The 14,673-nt window shown below is 74.9% G+C and carries 14 protein-coding genes; 8 read left to right on the top strand and 6 right to left on the bottom strand.

The annotated features are described in order from the left end of the window. Positions 1–12 precede the first annotated feature (12 nt). Genes AB7J25_RS08810 through AB7J25_RS08820 form a run of 3 tightly spaced genes read right to left on the bottom strand, consistent with a single transcriptional unit; the run spans position 13 to position 3,738 of the window. Positions 13–1,641 carry a hydantoinase/oxoprolinase N-terminal domain-containing protein gene (locus AB7J25_RS08810; RefSeq protein ID WP_428506969.1) on the bottom strand — a complete coding sequence of 543 codons (1,629 nt, stop codon included), beginning with the start codon at positions 1,639–1,641 and terminating at the stop codon, positions 13–15. After that, positions 1,634–2,746 (bottom strand): DUF917 domain-containing protein, encoded by a 1,113-nt coding sequence (locus tag AB7J25_RS08815; protein ID WP_428506971.1) that lies wholly within the window; start codon positions 2,744–2,746, stop codon positions 1,634–1,636. Before AB7J25_RS08815 ends, AB7J25_RS08810 begins: the two co-directional genes overlap by 8 nt. Then, positions 2,743–3,738: an LLM class flavin-dependent oxidoreductase gene (locus tag AB7J25_RS08820; RefSeq protein ID WP_428506973.1), complete on the bottom strand. Its 996-nt coding sequence runs from the start codon at positions 3,736–3,738 to the stop codon at positions 2,743–2,745. The genes AB7J25_RS08815 and AB7J25_RS08820 overlap by 4 nt, the downstream gene beginning before the upstream one ends. A 141-nt stretch (positions 3,739–3,879) precedes the next feature. On the opposite strand from AB7J25_RS08820, the gene AB7J25_RS08825 reads away from it, so the two are divergent. From AB7J25_RS08825 to AB7J25_RS08850, 6 genes are all read left to right on the top strand, one after another. Then, positions 3,880–5,430 carry a PucR family transcriptional regulator gene (locus tag AB7J25_RS08825; RefSeq protein ID WP_428507023.1) on the top strand — a complete coding sequence of 517 codons (1,551 nt, stop codon included), beginning with the start codon at positions 3,880–3,882 and terminating at the stop codon, positions 5,428–5,430. Positions 5,431–5,491: 61 nt separating this feature from the next. Beyond that, positions 5,492–7,150 (top strand): S8 family serine peptidase, encoded by a 1,659-nt coding sequence (locus tag AB7J25_RS08830; protein WP_428506975.1) that lies wholly within the window; start codon positions 5,492–5,494, stop codon positions 7,148–7,150. Between the two features lie 39 nt (positions 7,151–7,189). Beyond that, the gene (locus AB7J25_RS08835) at positions 7,190–8,443 is read left to right on the top strand and encodes an NAD(P)/FAD-dependent oxidoreductase (protein ID WP_428506977.1); all 1,254 of its coding nucleotides are present in this window, start codon (positions 7,190–7,192) and stop codon (positions 8,441–8,443) included. 241 nt (positions 8,444–8,684) lie between these two features. Then, positions 8,685–9,431 (top strand): 2OG-Fe(II) oxygenase, encoded by a 747-nt coding sequence (locus AB7J25_RS08840; RefSeq protein ID WP_428506979.1) that lies wholly within the window; start codon positions 8,685–8,687, stop codon positions 9,429–9,431. A gap of 43 nt (positions 9,432–9,474) precedes the next feature. Then, on the top strand, positions 9,475–10,104 hold the full coding sequence (locus AB7J25_RS08845; RefSeq protein WP_428506981.1) for an RNA polymerase sigma factor: 630 nt from the start codon (positions 9,475–9,477) through the stop codon (positions 10,102–10,104). After that, a complete protein-coding gene (locus AB7J25_RS08850; RefSeq protein ID WP_428506983.1) occupies positions 10,101–10,958 on the top strand; it encodes a methylated-DNA--[protein]-cysteine S-methyltransferase in 858 nt (285 codons plus the stop codon). Before AB7J25_RS08845 ends, AB7J25_RS08850 begins: the two co-directional genes overlap by 4 nt. Before the next feature lie 120 nt (positions 10,959–11,078). On the opposite strand, the gene AB7J25_RS08855 is transcribed toward AB7J25_RS08850, so the two are convergent. Together AB7J25_RS08855 and AB7J25_RS08860 are read right to left on the bottom strand one after the other, a co-directional pair. Beyond that, positions 11,079–11,525 carry a hypothetical protein gene (locus AB7J25_RS08855; protein WP_428506985.1) on the bottom strand — a complete coding sequence of 149 codons (447 nt, stop codon included), beginning with the start codon at positions 11,523–11,525 and terminating at the stop codon, positions 11,079–11,081. A gap of 53 nt (positions 11,526–11,578) precedes the next feature. After that, positions 11,579–12,715 carry a response regulator transcription factor gene (locus tag AB7J25_RS08860; RefSeq protein WP_428506987.1) on the bottom strand — a complete coding sequence of 379 codons (1,137 nt, stop codon included), beginning with the start codon at positions 12,713–12,715 and terminating at the stop codon, positions 11,579–11,581. Positions 12,716–12,892: 177 nt separating this feature from the next. On the opposite strand from AB7J25_RS08860, the gene AB7J25_RS08865 reads away from it, so the two are divergent. Further along, positions 12,893–13,666 (top strand): alpha-ketoglutarate-dependent dioxygenase AlkB family protein, encoded by a 774-nt coding sequence (locus tag AB7J25_RS08865; RefSeq protein WP_428506989.1) that lies wholly within the window; start codon positions 12,893–12,895, stop codon positions 13,664–13,666. Next, complete coding sequence (locus AB7J25_RS08870; protein WP_428506991.1) at positions 13,663–14,178, top strand: methylated-DNA--[protein]-cysteine S-methyltransferase; 516 nt, start codon at positions 13,663–13,665, stop codon at positions 14,176–14,178. Before AB7J25_RS08865 ends, AB7J25_RS08870 begins: the two co-directional genes overlap by 4 nt. Positions 14,179–14,234: 56 nt before the next feature. Here the strand turns inward: AB7J25_RS08870 and AB7J25_RS08875 are convergent, their stop codons facing one another. Further along, positions 14,235–14,642, bottom strand: a complete 408-nt coding sequence (locus AB7J25_RS08875) for a hypothetical protein (protein WP_428506993.1) — start codon at positions 14,640–14,642, stop codon at positions 14,235–14,237. Between the last annotated feature and the right edge of the window lie 31 nt (positions 14,643–14,673).

Raw genomic sequence — 14,673 nt, forward strand, 5'->3', positions numbered from 1 at the left:
GTCGTCGAGCGGTCAGTGGGTTTTCAGGGGGCCGGCCGCTTTCACCCGCACCCGCGCCACGGGCTCGGTGAGGTAGGCCAGCGGCACCTCCTCGATCTCCACCACCTCCACGTAGGCCGGGTCCGCGCCGGCCCGGATCGCCTCGTCGCGGGCCAGTCGCACGGCCTCGGCGATCGACTCGTCCCGGCCGTCCTTGCCGTAGGCGAAGACGCGGTCGAGCTCGCCGGACACCGACGCGATGGCGGCCCCGATCGCGTTCGCGACGTCGTGGTTGTCCGGGCGGTGGACCCCGGCGACCCCGGCCAGCACCTCGGGGATCAGCCCGCTGCCCCCGCCGACCGCGATCAGCGGCAGCTCGCGCCCGGAGGTCTTGACGCGGTCCACGCCCTCCTCGATGCGGGCGTCGACCTCGGCGATCGCGCGCCGCAGCAGCTCCTCGTGGGCCGCGGCCCGCGAGGCGTCACCGATCCGGCCGATCCCGTTGCCCCGGCCCGTCGCCACGATCGCGTCGGTCAGGGTCGGGACCGACCCGCCGAAGACCAGCGCCTCGGTCGTGAGCCGGTAGCCGACGCTGCCCGGCCCGAGCGTCACCTGTCCGTTCGCCGAGCCGACGATCGTCCCGCCGCCGAGGGCGAGCGACACGAGGTCAGGCATCCGGAAGTTCGTCCGGACCCCGCCGATCTCCACGGCCGTCGACGACTCCCTGGGGAATCCGGACGACAGGATCCCGATGTCGGTCGAGGTACCGCCGACGTCCACGACCAGCGCGTCCGTGACGCCGGTGAGGTAGCTCGCACCGCGCATGCTGTTCGTGGGCCCGCTGCCGATGGTGAGGATCGGGTAGCGGCGCACGTAGTCCAGGCTCATCAGCGTGCCGTCGTTCTGGGCGATGTAGGCCTCGGCGGAGATCCCGTTGGCGCTCATGGCATCGCCGAGCCCCGCGGTGACCCGCCCGGCCACCGCGACGAGCGCGGCGTTGAGGACGCAGGCGTTCTCGCGCTCCAGGAGGCCGAGCGAGCCGATCTCGTGGCTCAGCGACACCGGGACGTCGCCGAGCACCTCCCGCACCAGCTCCTCGACCCGGAACTCCTGGTCGGAGAGCACCGGGGAGAAGACCCCCGAGACCGCGACCCCCTCCGCCTGCTCGGCCACGCCGTCGAGGAAGCGCCGCACGGCGTCCTCGTCGAGCGGGACGATGGGCTCGCCGGTCATCTCGACGCCGCCGTCGACCACCACCGCGCCGCAGGAGATCGCCGCGCGCAGGTCGTCCGGCCAGCCGGTGAGCGGCGGCACGGCGTGCGTCGCGGGACCACCCAGGCGCAGCGCGGCCACCCGGTTGAGGTTGCGGCGCTCCAGGATCGCGTTGGTCGCGTGCGTGGTGCCCAGCATGACGTGGCTGACCCGGGCGGCCGCGCCGTCGAGCTGGGCGAGGACCAGCCGCAGCGCGGAGAGGATGCCGGTCGTGACGTCGGAGGTGGTGGGGTGCTTGACCTTCGCCAGCAGCCGGTCCCGCTCGTCGACGATCACCGCGTCGGTGTTCGTGCCACCGACGTCGATGCCGACGCGCAGGCGGGCCTGCGGTGCGACCGCGGCGTGCTCGGAGGTGGGCTCGGAGGTGGGCTCGGAGGTGGGCTCAGCCATGGCGCTCTCCCACCGGGACGAAGTCGAAGTCGTAGCCGAAGGCCCGTGGCCCCACGGCGGAGAGCCCCTCCGGGCTCGTCCACACCTCGGGCGCGGGGAACGCGACGATCTCGATCCGCTGCCCGTACCGGATGCCCTCGGTCACGATCCCGTGTCCGGTGTGGATGTCGAGCAGCGTGATGATGTCGGGCACCGTCGCGAGCGGCTCGCCGTCCTCGAGGACCACGAGGTTCTCGTTCTGGAACTCCAGCCGGAAGAGCCGCCCCTTGTCCGTGCCGAGTCCCTCGACGAGAGCGGAGCCGCGGACGAACCCGCCGCTGGTGCGCCGCTCGATGTCGACCACCTTGCCCTGCCCGATCCGGGTCACCGGGGCGACCTGCCCGATCGCGGCGAGGGGGTCCTCGGCGCCGCGCCGGATGGCCTCGCCCATGCGGATCGCGCGGGTCACGGTGCCGGTGATCGCGGGCAGGCGCGCCGCGCCCGCCGTCATCGGGTAGAGCCCGCCGCAGGCCGAGCCGCCGAGCGAGGCGACGCAGTTGCGCACGAGCTTCTCCAGCCAGACGTTGTCGCGGGCGTGGAACTCGATGGTCTGCAGGCGCTCGTCGGTGATCACCGCGGGCGAGCCGGGCATGCCGAACAGGTGCGGGGTGAGCATCTGCAGCTCGGGGAAGGCGCGGCCCATGAAGTCGGCGTCGAGCAGCGGCAGCCCCGCGTACGCCGCCCAGGCGACCGGCAGGACCCCGTTGATGCCCCCCATCTCGAACGGCATCACGGCCGCGACGGGCCTGCCGAAGCGGACCTCGTAGGCCTTGCGGATGACGCGCCCCTCGGCTCCGTTGGGGATCTTCTCGACCATGACGGTCGGGGCGCCGATCATCCCGCAGGGCATGATCAGGTCGTCGTCGGCGAGCGCGTCCAGCGGCAGGAGCCGGACCGGCCCGAGCTCGCGGATCGCCTCCATCGCCATCAGCTCGCCGATCCGGGGGTCCCCGCCGCCCCCGCCGGCGAACACCGTGCAGCCGAGCGCGAGGGCGGGCAGGTTGTCCAGGTCGATCCGCGCCGCGGCCTCCGAAGAAGTCGCCGTCACTGTCGTCACTGCCGTCACCGGTGCAGCCTCGGGAGGACCTCCGCGGCGATCAGCTCCAGCTGCGTGCCCACGGAGTCCGCCGGCTGGGGTGAGAGCACGACGCTGTCCGCACCCGCGGCCCAGTACTGCTCGATCCGCGCCGCCACCTCGGCGGGGGTGCCGGAGATCGCCAGCCGGTCCACCCACTCCTCGGGCATCCGCTCGACGACCGCGTCGTACCCGTCCGCCACGAGCTCGGCGACCTCGTCGTTGATCCCGATCGCGCCGGTGAGCGGGGTCGGGCCGACGGCGGCGAGGTAGAACGCGATCGAGGCCCGCACCGCCGCCCTGGCCGCGTCGCGGTCGGTGTCCACCGCGGTGAGCACGTAGGTCGGCACGCTGAAGGCGCCGGGACGCCCGGCCGCATCGCGTCCGCGCTGCCCGAGGTCGCGGGCCCAGGTCACGTACTCGGTCGGCGCCAGCACCGAAAGGACGTTGCCCTCGGCGATGCGCCCGGCGAGCTCGCAGCCCTTCGCGCCGATCACGCCGAGGTAGAGCGGCACGTCGCCCGCCGGCGGGTGGAACAGCGCCACCTCGCGGAACGTGAAGTACTCGCCCTCGGTCGTGAGCGGTTCGGACGTGCTCAGCAGTGCGCGGATCCCGGTGACGGCCTCGGTCAGCGCCCGCATCGGCGACTTCGGGGTGAGGCCCATCTGCGCCACCCAGGCGGGGACGCCGTGCCCGACGCCGGGCAGGAACCGGCCCGGGTGGGCCCGGTCCAGCGAGGCGATCTCCATCGCGGTGACCGCCGGGTGGCGGGCGACGCAGGAGACGATGCCGATTCCGACCCGCACCCGCGTGGTGGCCGCGAGGGCCTGCGCGGCTCCGGTGAAGCCGCCGTAGAAGAAGTAGTCCTCCGCGAGCCAGATCTCGTCGAACCCGAGTTCCTCGCACCGCCTGGACATACCGCCGAGCCGCTCCGGCGCCGTGGTGCTCAGCAGCAGGATGCCGAGCCTGGAGTCGTCTGCCACGCGAGTGCCCCTTCCACTGGCGGCGTGATGTGCCGGAACGCTAGTGACCACGCTCCGTCACAACCATGGCCGAGATGCACAAGACCACAGTCTCGATTGTGGTGCTTGCACAGATCACACCCTGAGGTGTGGGGTGTGCGGATGGTGGGTGTGACGGTCGCCGAGGTCCTCGCCGAGCTGGAACATCGCCACCCCGGCCTGACAGAGGTCTCGGCGGGACCCTCCAGCAGGCCGGGACGCGAGGTCCGCGCCACCTGGCTGGCCGAGGACCTGCGTGATCTCGACGACTGCCCGCCTGGCGCGCTGGTCGTGCTCGGCCGGGTCGCGTCCCGGGAGGCGCGGGGCTACCGGCTCGACGTCGCGCTGCGCCGCCTCGACGACGTGGCCGGGCTGGTCCTGCAGTCGGAGGCGCCGACGCCCTCGCTCAGCGCGCTCGCACTGGCCCGCCGCGAGGACCTGTCGATGATCCGCCTCACCCGCCCCGTCGACGTGACGCAGCTGCTCACGACCGTCGTCCGGATGCTCGACGCCCAGCTCCCGACCCTGCTGGACCGGGCCGTCGACATCTGCCGGGCCGTCGACGCGCTCGAGGCCGCGGGACCGGCCGACGTGACCGGTCCCGAACTGCTGCACCGCAGCGGCGCCGCGCGGACCTTCGGGCTCGCGGTCGGCGAGCGCGACCCGGCGCTCGCCGGCGTCCCCGCGGTGCTCACCGATCCGCGCGGCCCCTGGCTGCAGCGCCGCCCGACCCTCGCCCCCGAGGACGCGCTCGCCCACCTCGTGACGTGGCGGCTCTGCGGGGCGCTGACGAGGCGCACCATCGAGGCCGAGCAGGCCGAGCAGCTGTCCCTGCTCTCCGCGGGCGAGCTGCTGCACCGGCTGCTCGACGCCGCCGCCGAGGACAGCGGGCCGTGGCTGCGCCGCGCGGCCGATCTCGGCATCCGGGTGGAGGCGTGGAACCAGGTCGTCGACCTGGAGTTCACCAACCTGCTGGACATCGCGGGCGACGACACCGTCATCGCCTACCACCAGGCGCAGACCCTGAGCCGGGTCGCCCGGCAGACCGCCGCCCACCACGACGGCACCTGGACGATGGCCCCGCGCACCGGCGGGGTCCTGCTCGTGCGCACCCACAACCACGCGGACGGCCCCGCGGCGCTGCGGCGGCTGCGCGCGGCGGTGCAGGCGGTGCTCGACCGGGCCGCGGAGTCCTCGCCCGGCATCGAGATCCTCTGCGGCGTCGGCGGATCCCACGAGGGCCTGCAGGGGCTGCGCGCCTCGCGCGCCGAGGCCGACTCCGCGCTCCAGAGCGCCCGCCTGCGCGGCGCGGCGAACGAGCCGGTCATGTTCGACGCGCCGGGGCTGAGCAGGCTGCTTGTCGAGTGGTACTCGTCGACGTCCGTGCGCCAGAGCATCGACGACCTGCTCGCTCCGCTGGCGACCCTCGGCAGGGCCAAGCAGCACGACTACTTCACCACGCTGCGGGTGTACCTCGAGAACAACCGGTCGATCAGCCGCACCTGCGAGCAGCTCTACCTGCACCGCAACACCGTCGCGTACCGGATCCGGCGCATCGTCGACGTCCTCGGCGTCGATCTCGACGACCCCAACCAGTTCCTGGCCGTCAACCTCGCCTGCCACGCCGCGTTCATGGCCCAGGGGTCCGGGCGCGCCCGCGCCCGCCCGGACTGAACCCGGGCCGCCGGGTGCCCGCGCGGCCGGGCAAGCTTGCGCTCCCGGCACGGAGGTGACCATGCCCGAGGTGACGTACGGCGGACGCGACGGCGAGACGTTCCGCTTCGAGGTCGATCCCGAGCTCCTCGCCGTCCGCACCCGGCACCGGCGCTCCCTGCGCACCGGGCCGGTGCTGGCCCCGGAGGCCCGGTTCGTCGCGGGGATGGACGTGGTCCTCGCGTTCCCGGAGGCGTGCGTCGAGGTCTACCGGCGCCGCCAGCCGTCCGCCCGCACCGTCGAGGAGGCCATCGCGGGGCTGCGCGACTCCCCCGCCACCCGCTTCGCTGGCCACGTCCTGGTCGACGTGGAGAGCGGCGAACCCGTGCTGTACACCGAGAACGTCTTCGTGACCTTCGGCGCGGACGTTCCCGAGGGGCGGTGCCGCGAGATCCTGCGCAGCGAGGGCCTCGCCGTCCGGTACCGGCCGTCCTACGCCGTGAACGGCTGGTTCACCGCCGCCGCCGAGGGCACCGGGCAGGAGGTCTTCGCGATCGCGCAGCGCCTCCTGCAGCGCGACGACGTCGAGCTCGCCCATCCCGAGATCGTGCGGGCGGTGGGCAGACGCGCGATCGCCCCGCAGCAGTGGCACCTCGAGGCCACGACGGTCGACGGGCGGTGGGTGGACGCCGACGCGAACGTCGCCGCGGCCCACGCCGTCACCCGCGGCGAGGGCGTCACCATCGCGGTGATCGACACCGGGATCGACATCGACCACCAGGAGTTCGCGGGCCCGGGCAAGATCGCCGCACCCCGGGACGTGACGAACGGCGACGCCGATCCGCGGCCCGCCCGGTCCGGCGAGGAGCACGGCACCGCCTGCGCGGGCGTGGCCTGCGCGGACGGTCGCGCGGGCGCCTCGGGCGTGGCGCCGGGGGCGCGGCTGATGCCGATCCGGCTCGTGTCGGGGCTGGGTTCGCAGGCCGAGGCCGCCGCGTTCGGATGGGCCGCCGAGCAGGGCGCGGACGTCGTCTCCTGCAGCTGGGGGCCCGTCGACGGCGCCTGGTTCGATCCCTCCGACCCGCGCCACCGCGCCCGCACGCCGCTGCCCGACCAGACCCGCCTCGCGATCGACTTCGCCGCCACCCGCGGCCGGGGCGGGCTGGGCTGCGTCGTGCTGTTCGCCGCGGGGAACGGCAACGAGAGCGTCGACCTCGACGGCTACGCCTCCCACGACACCGTCCTCGCCGTCGCGGCCAGCAACGACCGCGACGTGCGATCGGTCTACAGCGACATGGGCGACGCCGTCTTCTGCGCCTTTCCCAGCAACGACTTCGCCTACCCCGCGCAGGGGCGGCCCGCCCCGCTCACCCCCGGCATCTGGACCACCGACATCACCGGCCGCGGCGGCTACAACCCCGGCGGCGGGACCGGGGCGGGCGACCCGGCCGGGAACTACACCGACTCCTTCGGCGGCACGTCCAGCTCCTGCCCGGGGGCGGCCGGGGTGGCCGCGCTCGTGCTCGCGGTCGCCCCCGGGCTGCGCCGCGAGGAGGTCGCCGACGTGCTGCGGCGCTCCTGCGAGCGGGTCGACCCGCAGAACGGCCGGTGGGACGCCTCCGGCCACAGCCCCTGGTACGGGTACGGCCGCCTCGACGCCGGGGCCGCGGTGACGCTGGCGCAAGGAAGGGGTGCGATGACCGGATCCCCTCCCGCACATCCGGGTACCCCGGCAAGCTGAGGCGCGTACCCCAGCGGCGCACTCAACGTGGAGGAGCACATGACCGGATCCACCCCCCAGGATGACCGGACCTTCGTCATCGTCGGTGCGAGCCTCACCGGCGCGAAGGCGGCGGAGACGCTGCGCGCCGAGGGCTTCACCGGCCGCGTCGTCCTCGTCGGCGAGGAGGACGACGCGCCGTACGAGCGGCCGCCGCTGTCCAAGGGCTACCTGCTGGGCAGCGAGGAACGGGACAAGGCGTTCGTGCACGAGCGTGGCTGGTACGACGAGCAGCGCATCGAGCTGCGCACCGGTGTCCGGGCCGAGGGGCTCGATCCCGCGGCACACGTGGTCACGCTGGCGGGCGGTGAGCGGCTCGGGTACGACAAGCTGCTGCTGGCCACCGGCTCGGTGGTGCGCCGCCTCGGCGTGCCCGGCGCCGACCTGGACGGGGTGCACTACCTGCGCCGGATCGGGCACGCCGACACGCTGCGCGACGTGCTCACCGAGGGCGCCCGGGTGGTCGTGATCGGCGGCGGCTGGATCGGGCTCGAGGTCGCGGCGGCGGCGCGGACGCACGGCGCGTCCGTGACGCTGGTCGAGGTGGCCCCGCTGCCGCTGCAGCGGGTGCTCGGTGACGAGCTGGGCCAGGTCTTCGCCGACCTGCACGCCGAGCACGGCGTCGACCTGCGGCTCGGCACCGGGATCCGCGAGATCACCGGGCGCGACGGGCACGTCGCCTCGGTCGTCCTCGGCGGCGATGGAGGCGACGGCACCGAGGTGCCCGCCGACGCGGTCGTCGTCGGGATCGGGATCCGGCCCGCGGTCGAGCTGGCGCAGGCGGCCGGGCTGGCGGTGGACGACGGCGTGCTGGTCGACGCGGCCCTGCGGACGAGCGACCCGGACGTCTACGCCGCCGGTGACGTCGCGAACACCGACCACCCCCTGCTCCAGCGGCGGATCCGGGTCGAGCACTGGGCGAACGCGCTCAACGGGGGCCCGGCAGCCGCGCGCTCGATGCTCGGCCAGGACGTGGTCTACGACCGGGTGCCGTACTTCTTCTCCGACCAGTACGACCTCGGCATGGAGTACTCGGGCCACGCCGAACCGGGCAGCTACGACCGGGTCGTGTTCCGGGGGGACCCGAAGGCCCGGGAGTTCGTCGCGTTCTGGCTCGCCGGTGGCCGGGTGCTCGCCGGGATGAACGTCAACGTCTGGGACGTCACCGACGACATCCAGCGCCTGATCCGCTCCGGCTCCCCGGTCGACCCCGACCGGCTGGCGGACACCGACGTCCCGCTCGCGGAGCTGTGACCGTGCCCTGACCGGGGCCGGTACGCGGTTCGGCGGGCCGCCGCCCACCCGTGCACACCGTGACGTCACCCCACAGACGTCGGGCCGTGTGCACCGCGACCTGCGCGTGTACACGGCGCGCGGGGGTGTGCACGGCGTGGGGTGGCCCGTCGTCGTGCGGGTCGACCCAGGTGCAACCGGGCTCCCCGCGACGGTGTTGAGGTACCCGGAACACGCGAGCGACCCGCAAGGAGGTGCACCGATGGGTGCCACCCGCACCGACACCGTGCCCGACACCGTGCTCGACACGACCGGTCTCGACCTGGACGCGCTGGACTGGCCCGAGCTCGCCCGCCGCCTCGACGAGGACGGGTGCGCGGTCACGCCGCCGATCCTCGACGCGCAGCGGTGCGCCGAGACGATCGCCATGTTCGACGAGGACGACCGGTTCCGCAGCACGGTCCACATGGCGCGCCACGCGTTCGGCGAGGGCAGCTACCGCTACTTCGCCGACCCGCTGCCCCCGCTGGTCCAGGCGTTGCGCACGGCGCTGTACCCGCCGCTGGCGCGGGTCGCGAACGACTGGGCACTCCGTCTCGGCGAGGGCGGCTACCCCGAGACGCTCGACGGACTGCTCGCGGCGTGCGCCGCCCAGGGCCAGCACCGGCCGACCCCGCTCGTGCTGCGCTACGGCCCGTCCGGCTACAACTGCCTGCACCAGGACGTCTACGGCGACCTCACGTTCCCGCTGCAGTTCCTGGTCATGCTGAGCCGTCCGGACGTGGACTTCACCGGTGGCGAGAGCGTGCTCGTCGAGCAGCGTCCCCGCCAGCAGTCCCGGCCGATCGTGCTGCGGCCGGGCCAGGGCCAGGCGGTGATCTTCCCCGTGCGCACGCGCCCGCGGCGCGGGACACGCGGCGACCACCGCGTCCAGATGCGCCACGGCGTCAGCGCCGTGCACAGCGGCAGCCGGCACGTGCTCGGCGTCATCTTCCACAACGCCCGCTGAGCACCCCTGCAACCGAGCGGCCCGAGGTGGTGTTCTGCCCGCCATGACGTCCCCGATCCGCGACGAGGCCGCCCTCGCCGCCGGGCTGGTCCGCGACCTCGACGCCGGGTTCGCGCAGGTCGTGCATGCCCACCGGGACCTGCTGTACTCCGTGGCCCGCAGCTTCGCCCGGGCCGACGCCGACGCCGAGGACCTCGCCGCGGAGACCCTGCTGCGGGCCTACCGCGCGCTGTGCGGCTACCCGCCGGAGCGGATCGCGGACCTCGCCGTGCGGCCGTGGCTGCTCACGATCCTGCGCAACACGGCGCGCAACCGCGCCCGGGACGCCGCGCGGCGCCCCGGCCCGCCGCCGGCCTTCGAACCGGCCGAGGACCCGAGCCCCGCGCCGGGGCCCGCCGAGCAGGTCGAGGCGGCCGAGGTCCGGCGCCGGCTCGGCGACGTCCTGGCCCGCCTCCCGGAGGCGCAGCGGACCGCCGTCGTGCTGCGCCACGTCCAGGGCCTGCCGACCACAGAGGTGGCCGAGGTCCTGGGCTGCAAGGTGGGCACGGCGAAGTCCCACATCTCGCGGGGGCTCGCCCGCCTGCGGGAGCTCCTCGGCGGGGCGGCGGGCGCCGCCGCGACCGGCACGCCCCCGGTACGACCCACGCACGCCCTCGAAGGGAGGACCCGATGATCACGATCGTCTCCGGCCGCAACGGCCGCCCCGTACTCCGCGCGAACCGTGACCCCGACGCTGACCTCGACACTGACCTCGACACGGACCCCGACACTGACCCCGGCGGGCTCCTGGCCGCGCTGGCCGGGCTCGCGACCACCGCACCGGCGAGCCTCGACGACCGGGTCTTCGCCCGCTGGGCCACCACCCCGGGCCGGCTCGGGGAGATGTTCGTCGCCTTCACCGCCGACGGGGCCCAGTTCGTCCGCCCCGCGGCGGGGATGGACGGCGGCGCGGACGGGTTCGCCGACGCCTACCGCGCCCGGTTCGCCCGCCCGTTGCGCCCCGCCGGGCGGCTGCCCGCCGGCATCGGGCCGTCGCTGCGCGGCCGGTCCGGGAGGCGCCCACCGCTGGACCTGAGCGCCGTGTCGGAGTTCGAGCGCGACGTCCTGCTGGCGACGCGCCGCATCCCGCCGGGGCAGGTCCGCCCCTACGGCTGGGTCGCGCGCGAGGCGGGCCATCCCGCGGCGGTCCGCGCGGTCGGCACGGTGCTGGCCGGCAACCCGCTGCCGTTGCTGGTGCCCTGCCACCGGGTCGTCCGCGCCGACGGCACACTCGGCGGCTACATGTTCGGGCCGGGGCGCAAGGCCGAGCTGCTGCGCGCCGAGCACGCCGACCTCGACGAGCTCGCCGCGCTCGCCCGCGCGGGCGTGCACTACCTGGCCAGCGACACCACCGGCATCGTCTGCTTCCCGAGCTGCCGCGACGCCCGGCGGATCACCCCCGCCCACCGCCACGGCTTCGCCACCCTCGACGAGGCCCGCCTGGCCGGGTACCGGCCCTGCCGGACCTGCCGGCCCGCCGCCGCGTGAGCCCGTCGCGCCGCCCGACCCCGGCGAAGCCGCTGTGCAGCACCGGGTCGGAGTCGGGCTCGCCGTCGGGGCGCCACAGGCTGCGGGCCGTCGTCGGCTCTCCCTTCCCAGCCCGGCCGCTCAGCGCAGCGAGCGCCGGACACACGGCGACGGGACATAGCCCTCCTGCCCCTGGAAGCGGATGGCGTCCCAGAAGCGGTTCTTGCCCGTGGGCGTGCAGGCGCCGCCGACCGTGTACGAGCGGCCCTCGCGCCCGGGCCCCACGTCGGTCAGGCAGGCCTTGCGACCCTTGGCCAGCACCCCGACGATGCGGTCGCGGTCGCGCTCGGTCCCGTTCTTCGGCGGCGCCGGGCTGACGTTGTCGTCGGGTGGGTCGCCGTCGTCGGTGACGTGGACGTTCACGGTCTCCCGCGCCGTGACGACGATGCGGCAGCTGCGGTCCTGCGGGCCCGCCGCCGCGGGCGCGGCGGACGCGGGCGCGGCCGTCACCGCGCCGAGGCCCGTCAGGAGGAGCGCGGCGGCCGCCACCGTCGCGGCCCAGGTGTTCGTTCCCCTCGTAGCTCTCATGCCTCGACCCTCGCCCGCCGCCGCGCCGGCACCCATCCCGCAACTGAGGGGGATCAGTGCGGCCCGTCGACATGGATGCCCGCGACGTGGGCGGGTTCGAAGTGGTCCAGGTACAGCGTGGAGACCAGCTCGCCGCGACTCGACACCCCGACCTTGGCCAGGATCGCCTTGACGTGGTCGCGCACGGTGTGCGGGGAGAGGTGCAACGCGCGGGCGATCTCACCGGTGCCCGCCCCGCGGGAGATCCGGGAGGTGATCTCCTGCTCCCGCTCGGTGAGACCGTAGGCCTCGACGACGACCGGGGCCATCGCGGCGGGGCTCGCCGGTTCGATCACCACTGCGGTGCCGGCGGGCGCCCCGTCCGCGTCGCGGGTCGCGGAGGCGTGGCCGACGAGCCATCGTCCGTTGCGTGAGCGCACCCGCGTCCGCACGGAGCCGTCCCCGCCCGCGGCGAGGGACTGGCGGGCGCGACCAGCGGTCACCAGGACCCACACCGGGACCTGCAGGCCGAACGGCGTGGGGACCAGCTCCTGCCGGGGCAGCTCGTCGAGCCACGCGCCGGCCTGCTCGTTCGCCGAGACCAGCCGGCCCGCCTCGTCGAACACCAGCAGGCCCGGGCAGTCCCGGACCGGACCGGCCTCGCCCGCGAGGCCGTCGCGGACGCACCGCTGCACAGCCTCGGCGAGCGGGGTCGACAGGCCTGCGACCAGGTCGGCCTCGGCCGCGGAGAACGGCGGCTCGCCGTCGCGGCGCCACAGCGTCACCATCGCCCACGTGACGCCACCCGCCCGGAGCACGCCGCGCAGCTCGTCGGCGAAGCCGAGGGGGCGGACGAACCAGCGGAACCGCGCGCTCCGCTCGGGCTCGGCCACGGCGGCCTGCAGCGCGGCGGCAGGGCTCGCGGCGCGGGCGAGCCCGCGGAAGTGGTGGACGTCGTCCTCGACGAACTCGCGGTGCCAGTGCTCGGTGCACATCTCCAGGGGCGCGGCGAAGCCGTCCAGCAGGCTCGGCGCGCCCGGCAGGCCGGTCACCGGGTCCGTCATCACCCAGGCGGCGGCGTCGTGGAGCACGAGGCCGTGCAGGCGCCGAGCGGCCTGCACGAACACGTCGACGACGGTGCGTGCGGAGCCCACCCGGTGCAGCAGCTCGGCGCGCCTGCGGCGCAGCGCGGTCGGGTGCAGCGCGGTCATCGGGTCCCCATCCGGTCGAGGGCGGGAGGGATCTCCTCGTCCGGGTTTCCAGCGCCGGTCGCCGGCAAACGACCTGCAACCGACCTCCCCGCTGCGGTGTTCGGATCCTGCGGAGGGCCCCGCGGACGACGGCGCGGCCCCGCACCGACACCACGACACGCCGAGGAGCCGATGAGCATGTCCGCCCCGGCCGGCCCGACCGGCCCACGCCACGAGCGCCGCGAGCCGGCGCCCGGCGCGGTGCACGTCCCGGGCTGGCTGGACCTGCGCCAGCAGCGCATCCTCGTGGAGCGGTGCCGCCGCTGGGCCGCCGAGGGTCCCGGCATCCGGGCCGCCGCGCTGCCGAACGGTGCCCGGATGAGCGTCGAGACCGTCTGCCTGGGCTGGCACTGGGTGCCCTACCGCTACTCCCGTACCCGTGACGACCAGGACGGCTCACCGGTTGCCGCGTTCCCGGAATGGCTCGGCGATCTCGGCCGCGCGGCCGTCGCCGACGCCTACGGCGACCCCGCCCGCGGATCGGCGTACCGCCCGGACATCGCGCTGATCAACCACTACCGCGACGGCGCCCGGCTCGGGATGCACCGCGACAGCGACGAGCGGGCCCCGGACCCGGTCGTGTCGTTCTCGCTCGGCGCGCCGTGCCTGTTCCGGCTCGGCAACCCGCACTCGCGCGGCCGTCCGTGGGTCGACCTCGAGCTCCGCTCGGGCGACCTGCTCGTCTTCGGCGACGAGAGCCGGCTCGCCTACCACGGCGTCCCGAAGCTGCTGCCGCACACCGCTGACGACGTCCTCGACGTCGGCCTGGGCGCGGGCCGGCTCAACATCACGCTGCGCGTCTCGGGCCTCGACGAGGCCGGCTCGTGCCGGCTGCGGCGCAACCCGCCCGCGCCGGAGGTGTTCCGTACGGCGGACCGATCGTCCGCACCACGACCCAGGAGGATCCGATGATCACCCGGTCCCACCGCCGCCCCACCGTCGTCCGGGAGACGGCGCTCGGAGCAGTCACCCTCTCCGCGTCGCCGCGGGGGCTCACCCGCGTGCGGTTCGGCCCGCGCCCCGGTGCCACGCCGGTTGCGGGCACGGTCGAGCACCGGCTGCTGGACCAGGCTGCCCGGGAGCTCGACGAGTACCTGGCCGGCCGCCGTACGGGCTTCGACGTCCCCGTGGACCTGTCCGCGGTCGAGCCGGAGCACCGTCGCGTCCTCGACGCCCTGCACCGCGTGCCGTACGGCGGGACGTGCAGCTACGCCGAGCTGGCCCGCGCCGCCGGCCTGACCGAGGACGGCCCGCGCCGCGCCGGTGCGGCCTGCGCCCGCAACCCCGTCCTGGTGGTCGTCCCGTGCCACCGCGTCGTCGCCGCCAGCGGCGCGCTGACCGGCTACGCGGGTGGCCTTGCCGCCAAGCGGGCGCTGCTCGCGCTGGAGCGCGGGCAGTTCATGCTGGACGCCGCGGGGTGGTGAGCCCGGATGCACGAGCCCCGGCCGAGGCTCACGCCACATGCCCGTGAGCGTGAGCCCTAGCGACCCGAGCGCCTGCCTGCCCTCGCGTGCTGGCGCTCCTGGACGACCAGCTCCATCGCGTGGCGGCAGTCCATGCCCAGGCGTGCGCCCGCGTGACTCGCGGCCAGCCAGGCGTGCTGCGACGCGTGCCGAATCTCCATCCGGAGGTGCTGTCCGGCGTGCCGTGCGCTGAGGGCCGCCCGCCGGGGGGCCGACGCGGACGCCGCCCGCTCATGCCCGCTGATGTGCTGGTCCGCCAGCATGGCGTGCTCGTCCCGGTGCCGGGCGTAGAGCTCCTCGTGTGCGGCCAGATGCCTGCTCGACACCTCGGCATGCTCATCGACATGGCGGCGTTCGACGGTCGCGTGGTCCGCAGCGTGCTCGCGAGCTGTGTCGAGTCTTCCGGTCGTGTCCCTGTCCATCATGGTGACCATCCTCGTTCGTCCGCGGCGATCA

This window comes from Pseudonocardia sp., assembly GCF_050246655.1.
In the GTDB taxonomy this organism is placed as follows: Bacteria; Actinomycetota; Actinomycetes; order Mycobacteriales; family Pseudonocardiaceae; genus Pseudonocardia.

What these genes read in the sequence shown, in the direction of transcription:
- AB7J25_RS08855 (WP_428506985.1), bottom strand. Translation starts at nt 11,525, where the DNA reads ATGAGAGCTACGAGGGGAACGAACACCTGGGCCGCGACGGTGGCGGCC.
- AB7J25_RS08840 (WP_428506979.1), top strand. Translation starts at nt 8,685, where the DNA reads ATGGGTGCCACCCGCACCGACACCGTGCCCGACACCGTGCTCGACACG.
- AB7J25_RS08825 (WP_428507023.1), top strand. Translation starts at nt 3,880, where the DNA reads ATGGTGGGTGTGACGGTCGCCGAGGTCCTCGCCGAGCTGGAACATCGC.
- AB7J25_RS08870 (WP_428506991.1), top strand. Translation starts at nt 13,663, where the DNA reads ATGATCACCCGGTCCCACCGCCGCCCCACCGTCGTCCGGGAGACGGCG.
- AB7J25_RS08875 (WP_428506993.1), bottom strand. Translation starts at nt 14,642, where the DNA reads ATGATGGACAGGGACACGACCGGAAGACTCGACACAGCTCGCGAGCAC.
- AB7J25_RS08865 (WP_428506989.1), top strand. Translation starts at nt 12,893, where the DNA reads ATGTCCGCCCCGGCCGGCCCGACCGGCCCACGCCACGAGCGCCGCGAG.
- AB7J25_RS08850 (WP_428506983.1), top strand. Translation starts at nt 10,101, where the DNA reads ATGATCACGATCGTCTCCGGCCGCAACGGCCGCCCCGTACTCCGCGCG.
- AB7J25_RS08835 (WP_428506977.1), top strand. Translation starts at nt 7,190, where the DNA reads ATGACCGGATCCACCCCCCAGGATGACCGGACCTTCGTCATCGTCGGT.
- AB7J25_RS08830 (WP_428506975.1), top strand. Translation starts at nt 5,492, where the DNA reads ATGCCCGAGGTGACGTACGGCGGACGCGACGGCGAGACGTTCCGCTTC.
- AB7J25_RS08845 (WP_428506981.1), top strand. Translation starts at nt 9,475, where the DNA reads ATGACGTCCCCGATCCGCGACGAGGCCGCCCTCGCCGCCGGGCTGGTC.
- AB7J25_RS08810 (WP_428506969.1), bottom strand. Translation starts at nt 1,641, where the DNA reads ATGGCTGAGCCCACCTCCGAGCCCACCTCCGAGCCCACCTCCGAGCAC.
- AB7J25_RS08860 (WP_428506987.1), bottom strand. Translation starts at nt 12,715, where the DNA reads ATGACCGCGCTGCACCCGACCGCGCTGCGCCGCAGGCGCGCCGAGCTG.